17 protein-coding genes and 1 tRNA gene are annotated in these 15,753 nt (G+C 67.2%); 10 read left to right on the top strand and 8 right to left on the bottom strand.

Translation table 11 applies throughout. The features are described from left to right. The first annotated feature begins 16 nt into the window (after positions 1-16). Positions 17-1,453, top strand: a complete 1,437-nt coding sequence (locus ACCD06_RS08030) for a glycosyltransferase family 87 protein (RefSeq protein ID WP_413339932.1) — start codon at positions 17-19, stop codon at positions 1,451-1,453. Between the two features lie 368 nt (positions 1,454-1,821). Here the strand turns inward: ACCD06_RS08030 and ACCD06_RS08025 are convergent. From ACCD06_RS08025 to ACCD06_RS07990, 8 genes are all read right to left on the bottom strand, one after another. After that, a tRNA-Pro gene (locus tag ACCD06_RS08025) sits at positions 1,822-1,898 on the bottom strand. 94 nt (positions 1,899-1,992) lie between these two features. Continuing rightward, positions 1,993-2,457, bottom strand: coding sequence for a MerR family transcriptional regulator (locus ACCD06_RS08020; RefSeq protein WP_413339930.1), 465 nt, complete (start codon positions 2,455-2,457; stop codon positions 1,993-1,995). A gap of 106 nt (positions 2,458-2,563) precedes the next feature. Next, complete coding sequence (locus tag ACCD06_RS08015; RefSeq protein WP_014247260.1) at positions 2,564-2,896, bottom strand: integration host factor subunit alpha; 333 nt, start codon at positions 2,894-2,896, stop codon at positions 2,564-2,566. Between the two features lie 157 nt (positions 2,897-3,053). Continuing rightward, positions 3,054-4,025, bottom strand: coding sequence for a beta-ketoacyl-ACP synthase III (locus ACCD06_RS08010; RefSeq protein ID WP_413339927.1), 972 nt, complete (start codon positions 4,023-4,025; stop codon positions 3,054-3,056). Between the two features lie 3 nt (positions 4,026-4,028). Next, complete coding sequence (gene plsX, locus ACCD06_RS08005) at positions 4,029-5,081, bottom strand: phosphate acyltransferase PlsX (protein ID WP_413339925.1); 1,053 nt, start codon at positions 5,079-5,081, stop codon at positions 4,029-4,031. 82 nt (positions 5,082-5,163) lie between these two features. After that, positions 5,164-5,352, bottom strand: a complete 189-nt coding sequence (gene rpmF / locus ACCD06_RS08000; RefSeq protein ID WP_012973646.1) for a 50S ribosomal protein L32 — start codon at positions 5,350-5,352, stop codon at positions 5,164-5,166. Positions 5,353-5,542: 190 nt separating this feature from the next. Further along, on the bottom strand, positions 5,543-6,130 hold the full coding sequence (locus ACCD06_RS07995; protein ID WP_109074556.1) for a YceD family protein: 588 nt from the start codon (positions 6,128-6,130) through the stop codon (positions 5,543-5,545). Between the two features lie 169 nt (positions 6,131-6,299). Further along, complete coding sequence (locus ACCD06_RS07990; protein WP_413339922.1) at positions 6,300-6,881, bottom strand: ubiquinol-cytochrome C chaperone family protein; 582 nt, start codon at positions 6,879-6,881, stop codon at positions 6,300-6,302. A gap of 132 nt (positions 6,882-7,013) precedes the next feature. On the opposite strand from ACCD06_RS07990, the gene ACCD06_RS07985 reads away from it, so the two are divergent. The 9 genes from ACCD06_RS07985 to ACCD06_RS07945 all read left to right on the top strand — a co-directional run bounded on the left by ACCD06_RS07985 (position 7,014) and on the right by ACCD06_RS07945 (position 15,684). After that, entirely contained in the window at positions 7,014-7,508 is a 495-nt protein-coding gene (locus tag ACCD06_RS07985; protein WP_136705379.1) for an outer membrane protein assembly factor BamE, read from the top strand. Between the two features lie 26 nt (positions 7,509-7,534). Continuing rightward, positions 7,535-8,689, top strand: coding sequence for a bifunctional diaminohydroxyphosphoribosylaminopyrimidine deaminase/5-amino-6-(5-phosphoribosylamino)uracil reductase RibD (gene ribD / locus ACCD06_RS07980; protein ID WP_413339920.1), 1,155 nt, complete (start codon positions 7,535-7,537; stop codon positions 8,687-8,689). Positions 8,690-8,767: 78 nt separating this feature from the next. Further along, on the top strand, positions 8,768-9,355 hold the full coding sequence (locus ACCD06_RS07975) for a riboflavin synthase (RefSeq protein ID WP_413339918.1): 588 nt from the start codon (positions 8,768-8,770) through the stop codon (positions 9,353-9,355). Further along, positions 9,352-10,521 carry a 3,4-dihydroxy-2-butanone-4-phosphate synthase gene (gene ribB / locus ACCD06_RS07970; RefSeq protein ID WP_109074561.1) on the top strand — a complete coding sequence of 390 codons (1,170 nt, stop codon included), beginning with the start codon at positions 9,352-9,354 and terminating at the stop codon, positions 10,519-10,521. Before ACCD06_RS07975 ends, ribB begins: the two co-directional genes overlap by 4 nt. 22 nt (positions 10,522-10,543) lie before the next feature. Continuing rightward, positions 10,544-11,008: a 6,7-dimethyl-8-ribityllumazine synthase gene (ribH, locus tag ACCD06_RS07965; RefSeq protein WP_109074562.1), complete on the top strand. Its 465-nt coding sequence runs from the start codon at positions 10,544-10,546 to the stop codon at positions 11,006-11,008. Positions 11,009-11,043: 35 nt separating this feature from the next. After that, complete coding sequence (nusB, locus tag ACCD06_RS07960) at positions 11,044-11,634, top strand: transcription antitermination factor NusB (protein ID WP_413339916.1); 591 nt, start codon at positions 11,044-11,046, stop codon at positions 11,632-11,634. Between the two features lie 163 nt (positions 11,635-11,797). Then, entirely contained in the window at positions 11,798-12,790 is a 993-nt protein-coding gene (gene thiL, locus ACCD06_RS07955; RefSeq protein ID WP_109074563.1) for a thiamine-phosphate kinase, read from the top strand. A 91-nt stretch (positions 12,791-12,881) separates the two neighbouring features. Further along, entirely contained in the window at positions 12,882-13,337 is a 456-nt protein-coding gene (locus ACCD06_RS07950) for a hypothetical protein (RefSeq protein ID WP_109074564.1), read from the top strand. 244 nt (positions 13,338-13,581) lie between these two features. Then, on the top strand, positions 13,582-15,684 hold the full coding sequence (locus ACCD06_RS07945) for a sodium-translocating pyrophosphatase (RefSeq protein WP_413339913.1): 2,103 nt from the start codon (positions 13,582-13,584) through the stop codon (positions 15,682-15,684). Positions 15,685-15,753 lie beyond the last annotated feature (69 nt).

Below are 15,753 nucleotides of genomic sequence, written 5' to 3'. Positions count from 1 at the left end.
TGCGCTTTCGATTGCCGTGCCGGATCGCTTTGCCGACGACGCGCTGACGCGACGGCAAGGTGTCGACGCAACCGCCAGATACCCCAGAATCAGTATGCAACCAACGATTCAGTTCCTGCGAACAGGTCCCCACGGCGCTGGCCGGGTCAAGTTCATCATCATCCTGGCATGGATGTTCGTGGCGCTGACGACCGGACTGGTCGGTCTGGCGCTGCACCGCGGCGGTCATGCCAGCAATCTGACGAATATCCATAATCTGTTCATGCTGCAGAACCCGGATCTGATCCAGGTCGACAGCTGGTACCCGATGATCAAAGCGCTGAACTGGCTGCAAGAACGCCACGGCGAGAACGTCTATGACGAGGTGTTCTTCAAACAGCACATCAAGTTTCAGTACCCGTTGACCTCGCTTCTGCCCCTGGAGGCGATGAAGGCGCTGGGGGTGCTGAATCTCATCGCATTCGCGCGCGTCAACCTGCTGTTCGTGCTGGTGACTGCAGCCGGGATGGCGATCCTGGTGCTGGAGATGGCTGCCCGATTGCGGATACCGGGCGCGTCGAGTGACCGGCCGACTCAGGTGCTACTGGTCGGCTTCGGGTTCATGACCACCTTGTGTTTCTACCCGGTGATGGAAGCCTTCTCGCTTGGCCAGATCCAACTTTGGCTGGATGCGGCCTTCGTGTTCGCCTGCATCGCCCTGCTGCGGGACCGCCGGTTTTTGTGCGGCGCGCTGCTGGGTGCCTCGACCTTGTTGAAGCCGCAGATGTCGCTGTTTCTCCTCTGGGCCGCCCTGCGCGGCGATTGGCGGATGGCGGCAGGCTGGGCGGCGGTTGTGGTGCCGGGTGTCGCGCTGGCGACGCTGTTCTACGGCTTCGCGCCGATGGCCGATTATCTGCAGGTGCTGGTGTTCATCGACCAACATGGCGAGAGCTACTACGCCAATCAAACCGTCAACGGGTTGGTCAACCGCCTGCTGCACAACGGTAACAACCTCGACTGGTCGGCGGAGGCCTTCGCCCCGTACAATCCGGCCGTTCACCTTGCGACGCAGATCTCCGGTATCGCCTTCGTCGGCTTCGGCTTGCTGTGGCGCCGGCGCGACCGGGCGACAGAGCGGCTCCTGCCCTTCGTCATTGCCGGCATCTGCTTCACGGTCGGTTCGCCGGTTGCCTGGGTGCATCATTACGGCATCCTGCTGCCGGCCTTCGCGCTGGCCTTCCTGATGCTGTTGGAACCGGGTCTGCAGCGGCCGGCCAGTGCGGTGCCGCTGCTGGCCGCAGCCTATTTCCTGGCCGGCAATATGCTGTTCTGGCCGCTCAACGCGCTGGCCGACACGCCGCTGAACGTTCTGCAGTCCTATATGTTCTTCGCAGCCCTGATGCTGCTGGGCCTGATCATCCTGCTGGCCGGCCGCACCGCCTCCCCCAACCTTGGGAGATGCAGAAGTCGGTAACCAGAGTCATAGCGACCTGCCCCCGGCCCAAAGCCTCGCTTAGTCGCCCTCTTTTCCACCGGAGACGTGCCGGTTGGATTGCTTCCACGACACCAATGCAAGCTATGTGACCGCCGCCGTCACCCAGCAGTTGGCGCGGCACCTGAGTTGCGCGACGACGAAGCGGTATCTGCAGGTAGCCGACGAAGCGGCACGCAATGCGGTGGAGTCGATCCCGATGAAGGTCTTCGCCAACGCGGTAGCGTCGCCAAGTCGCAAACAAGAGTCGCAAACGGATGCCGAGGCTGCATCGAAGACACCCCAGGACGCGGGCAAAGGAAAAGCCCTGGAACCATTAGGTTCCAGGGCTTTTCCGGTCCTTCCGGAACTGGTCGGAGCGACAGGATTCGAACCTGCGACCCCCAGACCCCCAGTCTGATGCGCTACCAGGCTGCGCTACGCTCCGTCAACTTCACCGCAGTGCTTGCGGCTTGGCTCCGGAAGGGAACGGGACTATAGCCGCGGGCTTTTGCCGATGCAACATCTCCCGTGATGATTTTTCAGCTTTTTTTGCTCCCCATTTCGGACAGGCGGGACAGCACCGATCGCAGCGATTTCAGCTCGTCCAGCACCATGGTGATCTCGTGACGCACGGCATCGGACAGGGGCGGATGATCGGCACCGCCGTCCCCGCCGTCATCGGACTCGTCTCCGGCAAAAGCCTCGGCATCCGCTACGTCGCCGCCTTCATCCGTATCTTCCGGCAACGGCGGCGTCGGGTCGGCCATCCGCCCTTCCTTCAACAGGCGTTGAACGCCCTTGATGGTATAGCGGTCCTCGTACAGCAGCGCCTGGATGCGCCGCAGAAGCTCGACATCCTCCGGCCGGTAATAGCGTCGGCCGCCGCCGCGCTTCAGCGGGCGGATCTGGGGAAATTTCGTCTCCCAGAACCGCAGCACATGCTGAGGCACGTTGAGGTCGGTCGATACCTCGCTGATGGTGCGATAGGCCGTGGCGGATTTCATGACCGGATCAGGCCGCCATCCGACAACAATCGGGGGCGGCGGTCCGCGAGACGGCACGGCACGGCGATGGGCAGGGCTTCCGGATCATCATCGGAAACGGCCGGCGTCAGGACAGCGCCCGCGCGGGCGTCGGCGCCCCACCCTCCTGAACGTCGTTGATGCGGTTCTTCAGCACATGGCTGGCGCGGAAGACCAGGACGCGGCGCGGCAGGATCGGCACCTCTTCCCCGGTCTTGGGGTTGCGGCCGATTCGCTCGCCCTTCTGGCGGACCTGAAAGCTGCCGAAGGACGAGATCTTCACCATCTCCCCTCGGGCGAGCGCATCGGAAATCTCGTCCAGGACGGTTTCGACCAGATCAGCCGATTCATTGCGCGAAAGACCGACTTCCTGATAGACGGCTTCGCTCAATTGCGCGCGCGTGACAGTGTTTTGCGACATTGTTCGACCTCCCCCCGCAACCATTGCGAAGACGGTAATCCGGGGGAAGAAGGTCCGTCAATTCAAAAGCTTGGCAGGCGCAAACGGCCCGGCCGAAGTCCGGCCGGGGTTGCAGCGCAGCATGCTGACGGGGAGATGGGGAAGGAGCGCCGGCGGCTTACCAGCGGATCAGCGCCGAACCCCAGGTCAGGCCGCCGCCGATGGCTTCCATCAGGATCAGGTCGCCGCGCTTGATGCGGCCGTCGGCAACCGCCTCGCCCAGCGCCAGCGGGATCGACGCGGCCGAGGTGTTGCCGTGGCGGTCCACCGTCAGCACCACCTTTTCCGGCGATAGCTTCATCTTGCGGGCCAGCCCGTCGATGATGCGGCGGTTGGCCTGGTGCGGCACCATCCAGTCGATGTCGGTCGACTCGAGGCCGTTGGCGACCAGAGCCTCCTCCACCACCGCCGACAGCTTTGACACGGCATGGCGGAAGATTTCCTGCCCATGCATGCGGACATGGCCGATGGTGCCGGTGGACGACGCGCCGCCGTCGACATAGAGCAGGTCGTACTGGCTGCCGTCGGAATGCAGGTGGGTGGACAGCACGCCGCGATCGGACGAATCGCCCTTGCCCTCATAGGCTTCCAGAACGATGGCGCCGGCGCCGTCGCCGAACAGCACGCAGGTGGTACGGTCGTTCCAGTCGAGCAGGCGGGAGAAGGTCTCCGCCCCGATCACCAGGGCGCGGCGCGCCTGACCGTTGCGCAGGAAATTGTCGGCCACCGACATGGCATAGACGAATCCGGCGCAGACCGCCTGGATGTCCATGGCGAAGCCCTTGGTCCCCAGCGCCGCCTGCACCTTGGTGGCGGTGGCCGGGAAGGTGTTGTCGGGCGTGGTGGTGGCCAGGATGATGCAGTCGATGCTGCCGGCCGGCACGCCGGCATGCTCCAGCGCGCGGGTCGCCGCGGCGATGGCGAGGTCGGAGGTCTTCTCCCCCTCCGCGGCGATGTGGCGCGACTTGATGCCGGTGCGCTGGACGATCCACTCGTCCGACGTGTCGACCCGCTGTTCCAGATCTTGGTTGGTGACGACGTTGGACGGCAGGAAGATACCGCAACCCAGAACTCGGGAACGCATGACCATTGTTCAGCCCGCCGCCGCCTTCGTGTCGCGAAGAGGGTTCGCGTCGGCTATGCGCCCCATCTCTTCCTTGATGCGTTCGTTGAAGCCGTGCGTCGCCAGATTGACGGCGACCGCGACGGCGTTGGCGAAGCCGACCGCGTCGGTGCCGCCATGGCTCTTCACGCAGACGCCGCGCAGGCCCAGGAACATCGCGCCGTTGTAGCGGCGCGGGTCGATCCGCTCGCGAAAGCGCTTGAAGGCGCCGCGTGCCAGCAGATAACCGATCCGAGCCAGGAACGACGTCGCGAAGGTCCGGCGCAGAAACTCGGAGAACAGCTTGGCCGTGCCCTCCGCCGTCTTCAGCGCGACATTGCCGGTGAAGCCGTCGGTGACGATGACGTCGACCGTTCCCAACCCGATGTCCGTGCCTTCGACGAAGCCATGGAAGCGGCCGGGCAGCGGCATGTCGCGCAGGCTGGCCGCCGCGGCACGCACCACTTCGTTGCCCTTCATGTCCTCCGACCCGATGTTCAGCACACCGATCGACGGCTCCGGAAGGCCCAGGATGGCGCGCGCGAAGACGGCCCCCATCACGGCGAACTGGACGAGATTTTCCGGCTGGCATTCGGCGTTGGCGCCGAGGTCCAGCATCACGCTCTCGCCCCGTTGCGTCGGGAAGAAGGAGGCCATCGCCGGCCGGTCGATGCCCGGCAGCGTCTTCAACACGAATTTCGCCATCGCCATCAGGGCGCCGGTGTTGCCGGCCGACACCACGCAGGCAGCCTCGCCCGCCGCAACGGCGTCGATGGCAAGCCGCATGCTGGACTGGCGACCGGCGCGCAGCGCCACTGCCGGTTTGGCGTCACCGGCCACGAAGTCGGCGGTGTGGCGGATTTCCGCCACCGCCTTCAACGCAGGCCGCTGGTTCAGCAGCGGTTCAAGCCGCTGCTGGTCGCCATACAGCAGAAAGCGCACGTCGGGATGGCGCTCCCGCGCGATGTCCGCCCCGGCAATGACCATGTCGGGGCCGTGATCGCCACCCATGGCATCCAGGGCGATGGTCAGGCGCTGGCTCACCGCGAACAGGCTCCCCGGCTTGGACCCCGGCAGGGGCGACCAGCGCCCCCGGTCATCGGGACCTCAGACAACGCGATCCGGATCAAGCGGCCGCGGTGCCGCTCTGAACCACTTCACGCTGGTCGTAATGGCCGCAAGACCCGCAGACGTGGTGCGGACGCTTCAGCTCGCCGCAGTTCGGGCACTCGTTGTACGCCGAGGTCGGCAGAGCGTGGTGCGAACGCCGCATGTTGCGCCGCGACTTGGAGGTCTTCTTCTTCGGAACAGCCATGACCGTAAACTCTCTTCATTGGAAAGGGCGGCCCGAACAGGGGCCGCCCAGCGCGAGCGGCATTCAATAAGGCAAATGCCCCCAAAGGGCAAGCCCGAACAACCCCCATTTCGCAACCCCGCGCCGCTCATTGGTGGGGGTGGAAATGCCGGCCCTTATACAAGGCACGGCGGGGAAAGCAACAGCCTGATCAGTTGCGCGACTTCAACTGCTGCAGGACGGCGAATGGATTGGGCTTTTCAGGCTCTTCCGCCACCTCTTCCTCCGCCGTCTCCTCGCCCTCATGCTCGCGATAGTCCTCGAATTCCACGCCCTCGGCATGAGGATAGGGGTCGAGACCGAGCGACAGGTGCTGCGCCGTCAGTTCGCCGATGTCGATTCGGTTGTTCTCCATCGGCTCGGGAATGTCCTCGTCCGACAGGGACGGGTCGAAATCGACCTCCAGCCCCTGGTCCTCGATCATCGATGGCGGGGCGAACAGCGCATCGAAGCTCTCGCTGACATGGGCGGGCACCGGTTCCAGCGTGACGACGCAGGTCTGCACCACGTCGGCCTCCAGTTGGCCGGAGACGCGGATCATCTGGCCGCCGCGCACCGCGCGCAGTTTCACCGTGGCGGTCAGGCTGCCGATCGCCTCCAACTCCAGCCGTTCGGCCAGCGCCTTGCGCTCCGTCTCCGTCGCTTCGATGGTTTCGGTCACGTCGGCACGGCGCACCGCGTCGGCAGGGACGATGCGCGAGAATTCCGGGGCCGGCAGGGCACCGTTGGCAGGGCTCATGGCGAAAGACTCTCTGATCGAAAACCGAAACGGCCGGCGCGACGGGCGACCGGCATCTCCTTGAGTCACATGCAGCCGCCGGACCGGAAAGGCAAGCCCTCAAGAATCTCCCGGGGCATCGGCCGCCGGGCTGCGAGCGATTCACCGCTCACCTTATATAGTGCGACGCTCACGCCGGCACCGGGGCGAAGCGGACCTCCCCCCGCATCAGCGACTCCAGCGGCTGGGCGTCGAGCGTCGCGGCGCAGTCGCGGACATAGGCGACCATGGTCGCCAGCGCCCCGTCCGGCACCGGGTCCACCGTGCCGTAGAGGTTGTTGTCCAGCGCCACCTCCAGCCTGCCGTGGTCGGAGTCGGCCAGCGCCTCGTCATAGGCGCGGATTCGCCCGGCCATGCCGCGGGCCATCGTCTTGACCCGCCGGGCGATGCCGCTGTCGCCAACCCCCATCTCCAGCAGCGACTTCTCGAAATCGTCGACCATCGTCTCATAGAGGCGCTGCGACAGTTTGCCCGCCTCCGCGCCCTGCCCTTTCAGCCGGCGCATCACCAGCAGCAGATGCAGCGCCACCATCTCGAACCGTCCGTCGAGCGTGTCGGGCACGGCGAGCGCACTGTAGAAGGCCGGCTCGCGGGCGCGGCGGACGATGGCGATGAACAGCCCGCCCACCGCCGTGGCGTTGCGGGCACGCGCGCCGCCGCCGATCCCGGACATCAAAGGGGCCAGCAGACGGCCGATAAAGCTTCCTGACACGAACGGCAGCCCTTCCCCGACTCGGAGTCTCGTTGACAGGGCGAAGCAGCCGGTGCGATTGTCCTGCCCGGAGACTGTCCACAGCCGTGGACGGCCTCTCTGCCCCGCCGGCTCCATCATAGCCCGAGCACCATGACCAGATCGAACTTTTCCGCCCCCCGCACCGTCATTCGCACCGCCCTGCTGGGCAGCGTCCTGCTCGCCGGCCTTGCCGCGACCGGCTGCTCGCCCGTCGTCGCCACCCGCGGCAACCTGACGGACCCACAGCTGGTGGCAGAGCTGCAGCCGGGCCAGAGCCGGCGCGACGACGTCGCCGCGGTGCTGGGCACGCCGACCTCGGTCGGCACCTTCGATCCGAACGTCTGGTACTATATCGGCCAGAAGACCGAGAAGACCGCCTTCTTCGAGCCGGAAGTGACCGAGCGCCGCGTTGTCGTCGCCCATTTCGACGACAGCGGCGTCCTGCGCGAGATCAAGACGCTCGACAAGTCGGCAGGCCAGGACGTCGATCTGGTGGAACGCACCACCCCGACCGCCGGCCGCGAGATGGGCTTCCTGGAACAGATGATGGGCAACGTCGGCCGCTTCTCCGCCAAGGATACCAAGGGCAAGGGCCCCGGCAGCTGATCGCTTGGCCGATAGCCTGACCCTCCGTGCCCGTTCATTCCGATACAGACACCGACCTGCGCCACATGCGCGCCGCCCTGTCGCTCGCCGCGCGCGGGCTGGGGCGGACCTGGCCGAATCCGGCGGTCGGCTGCGTTCTGGTCCGCGACGGCGCCGTGATCGGCCGCGGCTGGACCCAGCCCGGCGGCCGGCCGCACGCCGAGACGGAGGCGCTGGTCCGCGCCCGCAGCCTCTCCGGCGGAGCCCGTGAGGGAGCAGTCGGCGCCACCGCCTACGTCACGCTCGAACCCTGCAATCATTATGGCAAGACGCCGCCCTGCGCCCTGGCGCTGGTGGAGGCGAAGGTGGCGCGCGTCGTCGTCGCCTGCCAGGACCCCGACCCGCGCGTTGCCGGCGGCGGTCTGACCCGGCTGCGCGATGCCGGCATCGAGGTCACGACCGGCGTCTGCGAGGCCGAGGCGCTGGCCCTGAACGAGGGCTTCTTCAACCGCATCACGCTGGGCCGCCCGCTGGTGACGCTGAAGGTCGCCAGCACGCTCGACGGCCGCATCGCCACCGCCACCGGCGAGTCGCAATGGATCACCGGCCCCACCGCCCGTGCCTGGGGCCACCGGCTGCGCGCCAGCCACGACGCCATCCTGGTCGGCATCGGCACCGCGCTGGCCGACGATCCCGAATTGACCTGCCGCCTTCCCGGCCTGGAAGACCGCAGCCCGGTCCGCGTGGTTGTGGACAGCAGCCTCCGCCTGCCCCCGACGGCGAAACTCGCCATCGGTGCCGGCCGCATCCCGACCTGGGTCCTCACCGGCCCCTCCCCCGACCCCGCCCGTGCCGAGGCCCTGACCGCGCTCGGCGTCGAGGTGATCCCGGTCGCCACCGGTGTTGATGACCGCATCGATCCAGCCGCCGCAATGGCCGCCCTCGCCTCCCGCGGCATCACCCGCGTGCTGGTGGAGGGCGGAGCGTCCATCGCCGGCGCCCTGCTCGGCGCCGGTCTGGTCGACTGGCTGGAGTGGTTCCGCGCCGCGTCGCTGATCGGCGGCGACGGGCTGCCGGCGGTCGCCGGATTCGGAGTCGAGGCGCTGACCGCCATGACGCGCTTCGAGCGCACCGCCGTCCGCAACGCCGGCGCCGATCTGGCCGAAAGCTACCGCCGGATCCCCGCCAAGGCATCGGCCTAGCCGACGCAACAGACCGTTGCGCCGCCCGCGGTGTCGCGCGCGCTTCCCCTGGCCGCGAAACCTGCTAAATTCCCCGCCATGTTCACCGGAATCATCACCGATGTCGGGCGCGTCCGGGCCGTGGAGCGGCAGGGCGACACCCGGTTCACCATCGAGACCGCCTTCGACACGGAGACGATCGCGATCGGGGCGTCCATCGCCCACAACGGCGTCTGTCTGACGGTCATCGAAAAGGGACCGGGGACCTACGTCATCCAGGCGTCGGGGGAAACCCTGTCGAAGACGACGCTCGGCGGGTGGGAACCCGGCACGCGCGTCAACCTGGAGCGCGCGCTGAAGGTCGGCGACGAGCTGGGCGGCCACATCGTGTCCGGCCATGTCGACGGCGTCGGCCGGCTGCTGTCGATCCGCCCCGACGGCGAATCTCTGCGCCTGACCTTCGAGGCGCCGGCCACTCTCGCCAAATACATCGCACCGAAGGGCTCGGTCGCCATCGACGGCGTGTCGCTGACCGTCAACGAGGTCGAGGGCAACCGCTTCGGCGTCAACATCATCCCCCACACCCAGACCGCCACCACATTCGGCGGGCTGAAGGAGGGCGATCCGGTCAATCTCGAAATCGATATGCTGGCGCGCTATGTCGCCCGGCTCGCGGGGCAGGAATGACGTCCGAGTTTCACAAGTACCTGTCGACGGCCGAAGAGATCATCGAAGAGGCGCGTCAGGGCAGAATGTTCATCCTGGTCGACGACGAGGACCGGGAGAACGAGGGCGATCTGGTGATCCCCGCCTCCTGCGCCACGCCGGAAGCGGTGAACTTCATGGCCAAGCATGGCCGCGGCCTGATCTGCCTCACCATGGACCGGCCGAACATCGAACGGCTGCGCCTGCCGCTGATGGCGCAGCAGAACGCCTCGCGCCACCAGACCGCCTTCACCGTCTCGATCGAGGCGCGCGAAGGCGTGACCACCGGCATCTCCGCCGCCGACCGCGCCCGCACCATCGCGGTCGCCATCGACCCGGCGTCCGGCCCGCAGGACCTCGCCACCCCCGGCCACATCTTCCCGCTGCTGGCGCGTGACGGCGGCGTGCTGGTCCGCGCCGGCCATACCGAGGCGTCGGTCGACATCGCCCGGCTGTCCGGCCACTCCAACTCGGCCGTGATCTGCGAGATCATGAACGACGACGGCACCATGGCCCGCCTGCCGGACCTGGTGCAGTTCGCCCAATTCCACGGGCTGAAGGTGGGCACCATCGCCGACCTGATCGCCTATCGCCGCCGCACCGAGACCATCGTCGAGCAGGTGCTGGCAGGCACGCTGGACAGCCGCTATGGCGGCCGCTTCCAGTCCTACGTCTACATCAACAAGATCCAGTATGCGGAGCACATCGCGCTGGTGCGTGGCGACATCTCCGGCGACGAGCCGGTACTGGTCCGCATGCATGCCCAATCAGTGCTGGACGACGTGCTGGGCGACCGCAACTCCGGCCGCGACAACGAACTCCACGCCTCGATGGAGCTGATCGCCAAGGAAGGCCGCGGCGTCGTCGTGCTTCTGCGCGAGCCGAACCCGAACGGCCTGTCTGTCACGCTGAAGGCCCGGCTGGAGGGTCAGGCCAGCAGCGTGCCGGAACTGCGCGACTATGGCATCGGCGCGCAGATCCTGCTGGATCTGGGCGTGCGCAAGATGGTGCTGATCTCCAACCGCAAGAAGCCGATCATCGGGCTGGAGGGCTATGGCCTGACCGTGGTCGGCCACCGCGCGATCGGCCCCGCCGCCGATGGAATGGGCGCCGATGGAACGGGCGCCACCGCCCCAGGCGACGATTGAGGAAGGGACTGGTCGCCGCCGGATGACCGACACGCCCCACATCATGGTCGTGGACGCCCGCGTCCACGAGGACATCGCCGATGAACTGGCGCGTGGCGCCGTCGCGGAACTGGACCGCGCCGGCGCCACGCACATCCGCTATGGCGTGCCCGGCTGTCTGGAGCTTCCGGCGGCGATCATGTACGCCATCCGCTCCATGGATTTCTTCACCGCCCGCAAGCGCTTCGACGGCTATGTCGCGCTGGGCTGCGTCATCCGGGGCGAGACGACGCGATACGAAACGATCTGTACCGAAAGCGCCCGCGGCTTGCAGGATCTGGCGCTGCGTTACAGTCTGGCGGTCGGAAACGGCATCCTGACGGTGGAAAACCGCGAGCAGGCCTGGGCGCGGGCCAATGTCGGATCGGTCAATACGGGCGGCCGTGCCGCGCGGGCCTGTCTTGACATGATTGACCTGAAGCGCAAATTCCGCCTCTATCCGCGCTGACCCCGACATCTCCTCTCTTTTAGCGACTGCAGATCATGAGCAACGACGACGCGGGCAGCCCCGTGACACCCGATCACGCCTCCAAGGGCGGCGACTCCAAGGGCAAATCGAAGTCCCGCAAGAACAAGACCGGCGGCGGCTCCGCCAAGGCGCGCCGCAAGGCCGCCCGTCTGGCCGCGGCCCAGGCGCTGTACCAGATCGATCTGGCCCAGGCCCCGGTCGAGAATGTCGTCGGCGAATTCGTCGCCCACCGGCTGGGCGAGGAGATCGATGGCGACAAGTTCGTCGCCGGCGATCCGCAGCTGTTCGCCGACATCGTCCGCGGCGTCGTCCACCGCCGGGCGGAGGTCGACGGGGTGCTGGGCGCCGCGCTCGACCCGCGCTTCCCGCTCGACCGGCTGGAACTGCTGCTGCGCGCCATCCTGCGCGCCGGCGCCTATGAGATCGCGGTCCATATGGACACCCACCCGCGTATCCTCATCAGCGAGTATGTCGACGTCGCCCGCGCCTTCTTCTCCGGCCGCGAGCCGGCGATGGTGAACGGCGTGCTCGACAACGTCGCCCGCGCGCTCCGCGCCGACGACCTCGCCAAGCCCGACCCCGGCCGTAGCGCGGGCGAGGAGTGATACCGGAAGAAGTCCCCTCTCCCCCCCGGGGAGAGGGTTAGGGTGAGGGGGTCGCACCGCGTGCCTTTCACGAGAATCCACCCTGTGCATCCCCCTCACCCCGACCCTCTCCCCGGGGGGGAGAGGGGGAAATGCCCGGCTTGGAATCAGTGAAAGCATCCCCATGACCAATCCCCACCTCGGCGAGTTCGGTCGCATCGCCCGCTTCTTCAAACCGCTGGCCGCCGGGTTTTCCGGCGCCCGTGGGCTGCGGGACGATGCCGCCGTGTTCGGGGTGCCGGAGGGGCGGGAACTGGTCGTCACCACCGACGCCATGGTGGCCGGGGTGCATTTCTTCCCCGACGACGCGCCGGCCGACATCGCGGCCAAGCTGATGCGCAGCAACCTGTCCGACCTCGCCGCCATGGGGGCGGAGCCGCTGGCCTACACGCTGGTGACCGCCCTGCCCCGCGGCCTGGACGAATCCTGGCTGGAGGCCTTCGCCGCCGGCCTGGGCGAGGACCAGCGGCAGTTCGGCATCGCGCTGGCCGGCGGCGATTCGGTGTCCACCAGCGGTCCGATCACCCTGTCGGTGACCGCTTTCGGGCTGGTCCCCACCGGCCGCGCCCTGCCGCGCTGGGGCGGACAGCCGGGCGACCGCGTCTTCGTCACCGGCAGCATCGGCGATGCCGCCCTGGGGCTGGAGATCGCCTATGGCCGCCTCGACGTCCCGGACGAGGAAACCCGCGCCCATCTGCTGCGCCGGATGCGCCGGCCGGACCCGCGCATGAGCGTCGGGCCACGGCTGATCGGGCTGGCCGGCGGTGCGATGGACGTGTCGGACGGTCTGGTCGCCGATCTCGGCCATCTCTGCGAAGAATCCGGCTGCGCCGCTCTGCTGCGGGCCGATGCGGTGCCGCTGTCGGATGCGGCGCGCGGCGCCATCGACGGCGATCCGGTCCGGCTGGCGCTCGCCATCACCGGCGGCGACGATTACGAGCTTCTGTTCACCGCTCCGCCCTCGGCCCGCGACGCCTTGGCGGCCCTGGCGGCCGAGTGCGGCGTTGCGATCACCGAAATCGGTGAATTCCGCCCCGGCACGCCGGGCGAGGTCGCCGTGTTGGATGCCTCCGGCGCGCCCCTGCCGCTGGCCCGGCGGGGCTGGGACCATTTCTGACCAGCCGCATCAGATTTCTTGCATTTAAGACAATCGAAAGCATCCCCGGCGCAGGGTTCGGCGAACTTTCGTCTGCGTAAGGTGTGCTGCCGTGGTCAAGGCCCTGATCGTGCTCGTGCTCGGCATCGTGTTGCTGGGCGGCGCCAGCTTCGGCGGCTGGTTCGTCTATCAGAAATACTTCACACCGCATCCGGAAGAGCCGAAGAAGGTGGAGCCGCCGCCGAAGCCTCCCACCGCCTTCGTCCGCTTGCCCCCCCTGGTGGTGCCGATGATCGGCCCGTCCCGAGTCGAGCAGTTCGTCACCGTCGTGGTCGCGGTTGAGGTGATTCTGGAACAGCAGCCCATGGTCCAGGCCAACCAGCCGCGCCTGACCGATGCATTCCTGACCGCGCTCTACGGCGGCGTTGCCGACAAGTCGATCCTGAACGGTGCTTTGGTCAATATTCCTGCCGTAAAGGCGAAATTGAAGGAGGCCGCCATCAAAGTGGTTGGCAAGGACGCAGTCTATGACGTGCTGGTTCAGGCGGTTACGCAACGCAATCTCTGACCGCACTGCACAACACCCGCGATTTGCACCCATTTTGCGGTGCAGAATCCCTGCACTACCCATAAAGGTCAGGATCACCCTCGGCCATTTCGCCGCGTTGCGTCGCCCCGTGCGGCGGTTGCAAAGCGGCGGGACCGGGCGCATGCTTTTCCCGATAATACTTGCGCCCGACTTCTCCCCCACTTGAATGCGTGGTGGGACCAGCCTTTCCGGGGCGCGTCCTTAAAAGCAATCGGGGGATGCGATGGCTCTAGCGTTCATCGTCATCATCGCCGCCGGCCTGCTCGCGCTGGCCTACGGTTTTCGTACCGGAAAAGAAGTCATGGCCGCGTCGCCGGGGTCCGACCGGATGCAGGCCATCGCCGCCGCGGTGCAGGAAGGGGCGCGCGCCTACCTGAACCGCCAATATACCACCATCGCCATCGCCGGCGTCGTCCTGCTGCTGATCCTGTGGGTCACGCTGGGCTTTCCGGTGGCCCTGGGCTTTCTGATCGGCGCCGTCCTGTCGGGCAGCGCCGGCTATATCGGCATGAACGTGTCGGTCCGCGCCAATGTCCGTACGGCGGAGGCAGCAACCAACGGGCTGGCTCCCGCGCTCGACATCGCCTTCAAGTCGGGGGCGATCACCGGCATGCTGGTGGTCGGGCTGGGGATCCTGGGGGTCGGCGGCTATTTCGGCATCCTGACGCTGGTCTACCACGTCAACGACCCGGTCGAGGTCCGCACCGTGCTGGAGGCGCTGGTGGCGCTCAGCTTCGGCGCGTCGCTGATCTCCATCTTCGCCCGGCTGGGCGGCGGCATCTTCACCAAGGGCGCCGACGTCGGCGCCGACCTGGTCGGCAAGGTGGAGGCCGGCATTCCGGAGGACGACCCGCGCAACCCCGCGGTCATCGCGGACAATGTCGGCGACAATGTCGGCGACTGTGCCGGTATGGCCGCCGACCTGTTCGAAACCTACGCCGTCACCATCGTCGCCACCATGCTGTTGGCGGCGATTTTCTTTACCGGCGGCGTGCTGCGGCTGATGCTGGTCTATCCGCTGCTGATCGGCGCCGTGTGCATCCTGGCCTCGGTCGCCGGCACCTTCGCGGTGAAGCTCGGCGCCGACAACGCCATCATGAAGGCGCTCTATAAGGGGTTGGCCGTTGCGGCGGGTCTGTCGCTGGTGCTGATCCTGATCGTCACCGCGATCCTGTTCGGCTTCACCCGCGCCATCCCGATGACGGACGGCACGGTGATCACCGGCTTCAACCTGTTCGTCTCGGCCCTGGTCGGGCTGGGCGTCACCGGCCTGCTGGTCTGGATCACCGAGTTCTACACCTCGACCGCCTTCCGCCCGGTGCGCAGCGTCGCCAAGGCGTCTGAGACCGGGCACGGCACCAACGTCATCCAGGGCCTTGCCGTCTCGATGGAATCGACCGCCCTGCCGGTGATCGTCATTTGCGCCGGCATCCTCATCGCCCACGGGCAGGCCGGCGTCTTCGGCATCGGCATCGCCGCGACGACGATGCTGGCGCTGGCCGGCATGGTGGTGGCGCTCGACGCCTATGGCCCGGTCACCGACAATGCCGGCGGCATCGCCGAGATGTCGGACATGCCCGCCAACATCCGCGTCACCACCGACGCGCTGGACGCCGTCGGCAACACCACCAAGGCGGTGACCAAGGGCTACGCCATCGGCTCCGCCGGTCTGGCCGCCCTGGTCCTGTTCGCCGCCTATGTCCAGGACCTCGGCCATTACTTCCCGAACATTCCGGTCGAGTTCCGGCTGAACGACCCCTATGTCGTCGTCGGGCTGCTGGTGGGCGGCCTGCTGCCCTACCTGTTCGGCGCCATGGGCATGACCGCCGTCGGCCGCGCCGCCGGATCGGTGGTGGTGGAGGTGCGGCGCCAGTTCCGCGATATCCCCGGCATCATGGAGGGCACCGCCAAGCCCGACTACGGCCGGGCGGTGGACATGCTGACCCGTGCGGCGATCAAGGAGATGGTGATCCCCTCGCTGCTGCCGGTGCTGGCCCCGGTGGTGCTCTATGTGGTGATCGCCGCCATCGGCGGTCAGGCGGCCGGCTTCGCATCGCTGGGCGCCATGCTGCTTGGCACCATCGTCACCGGCATCTTCGTCGCCATTTCGATGACGTCGGGCGGCGGCGCCTGGGACAACGCCAAGAAATACATCGAGGAAGGCAACCACGGCGGCAAAGGCTCCGACGCCCACAAGGCGGCGGTGACCGGTGATACCGTCGGCGACCCCTACAAGGACACCGCCGGCCCGGCGGTGAACCCGATGATCAAAATCACCAACATCGTGGCGATCCTGCTGCTGGCCATCCTGGCGCAGTTCGGCTGACGGATCGGTGCGGGGATGGGGCATCGTCATTTGCCCCCTCCCCGACCCTCCCCCGCTTCGCGGGAGAGA

Source organism: Azospirillum sp. CT11-132, from assembly GCF_047302835.1.
Taxonomy (GTDB): Bacteria; Pseudomonadota; Alphaproteobacteria; order Azospirillales; family Azospirillaceae; genus Azospirillum.
Note: the sequence above shows the minus strand (reverse complement) of the source record. Positions and strands in the feature narration are given on the sequence as shown.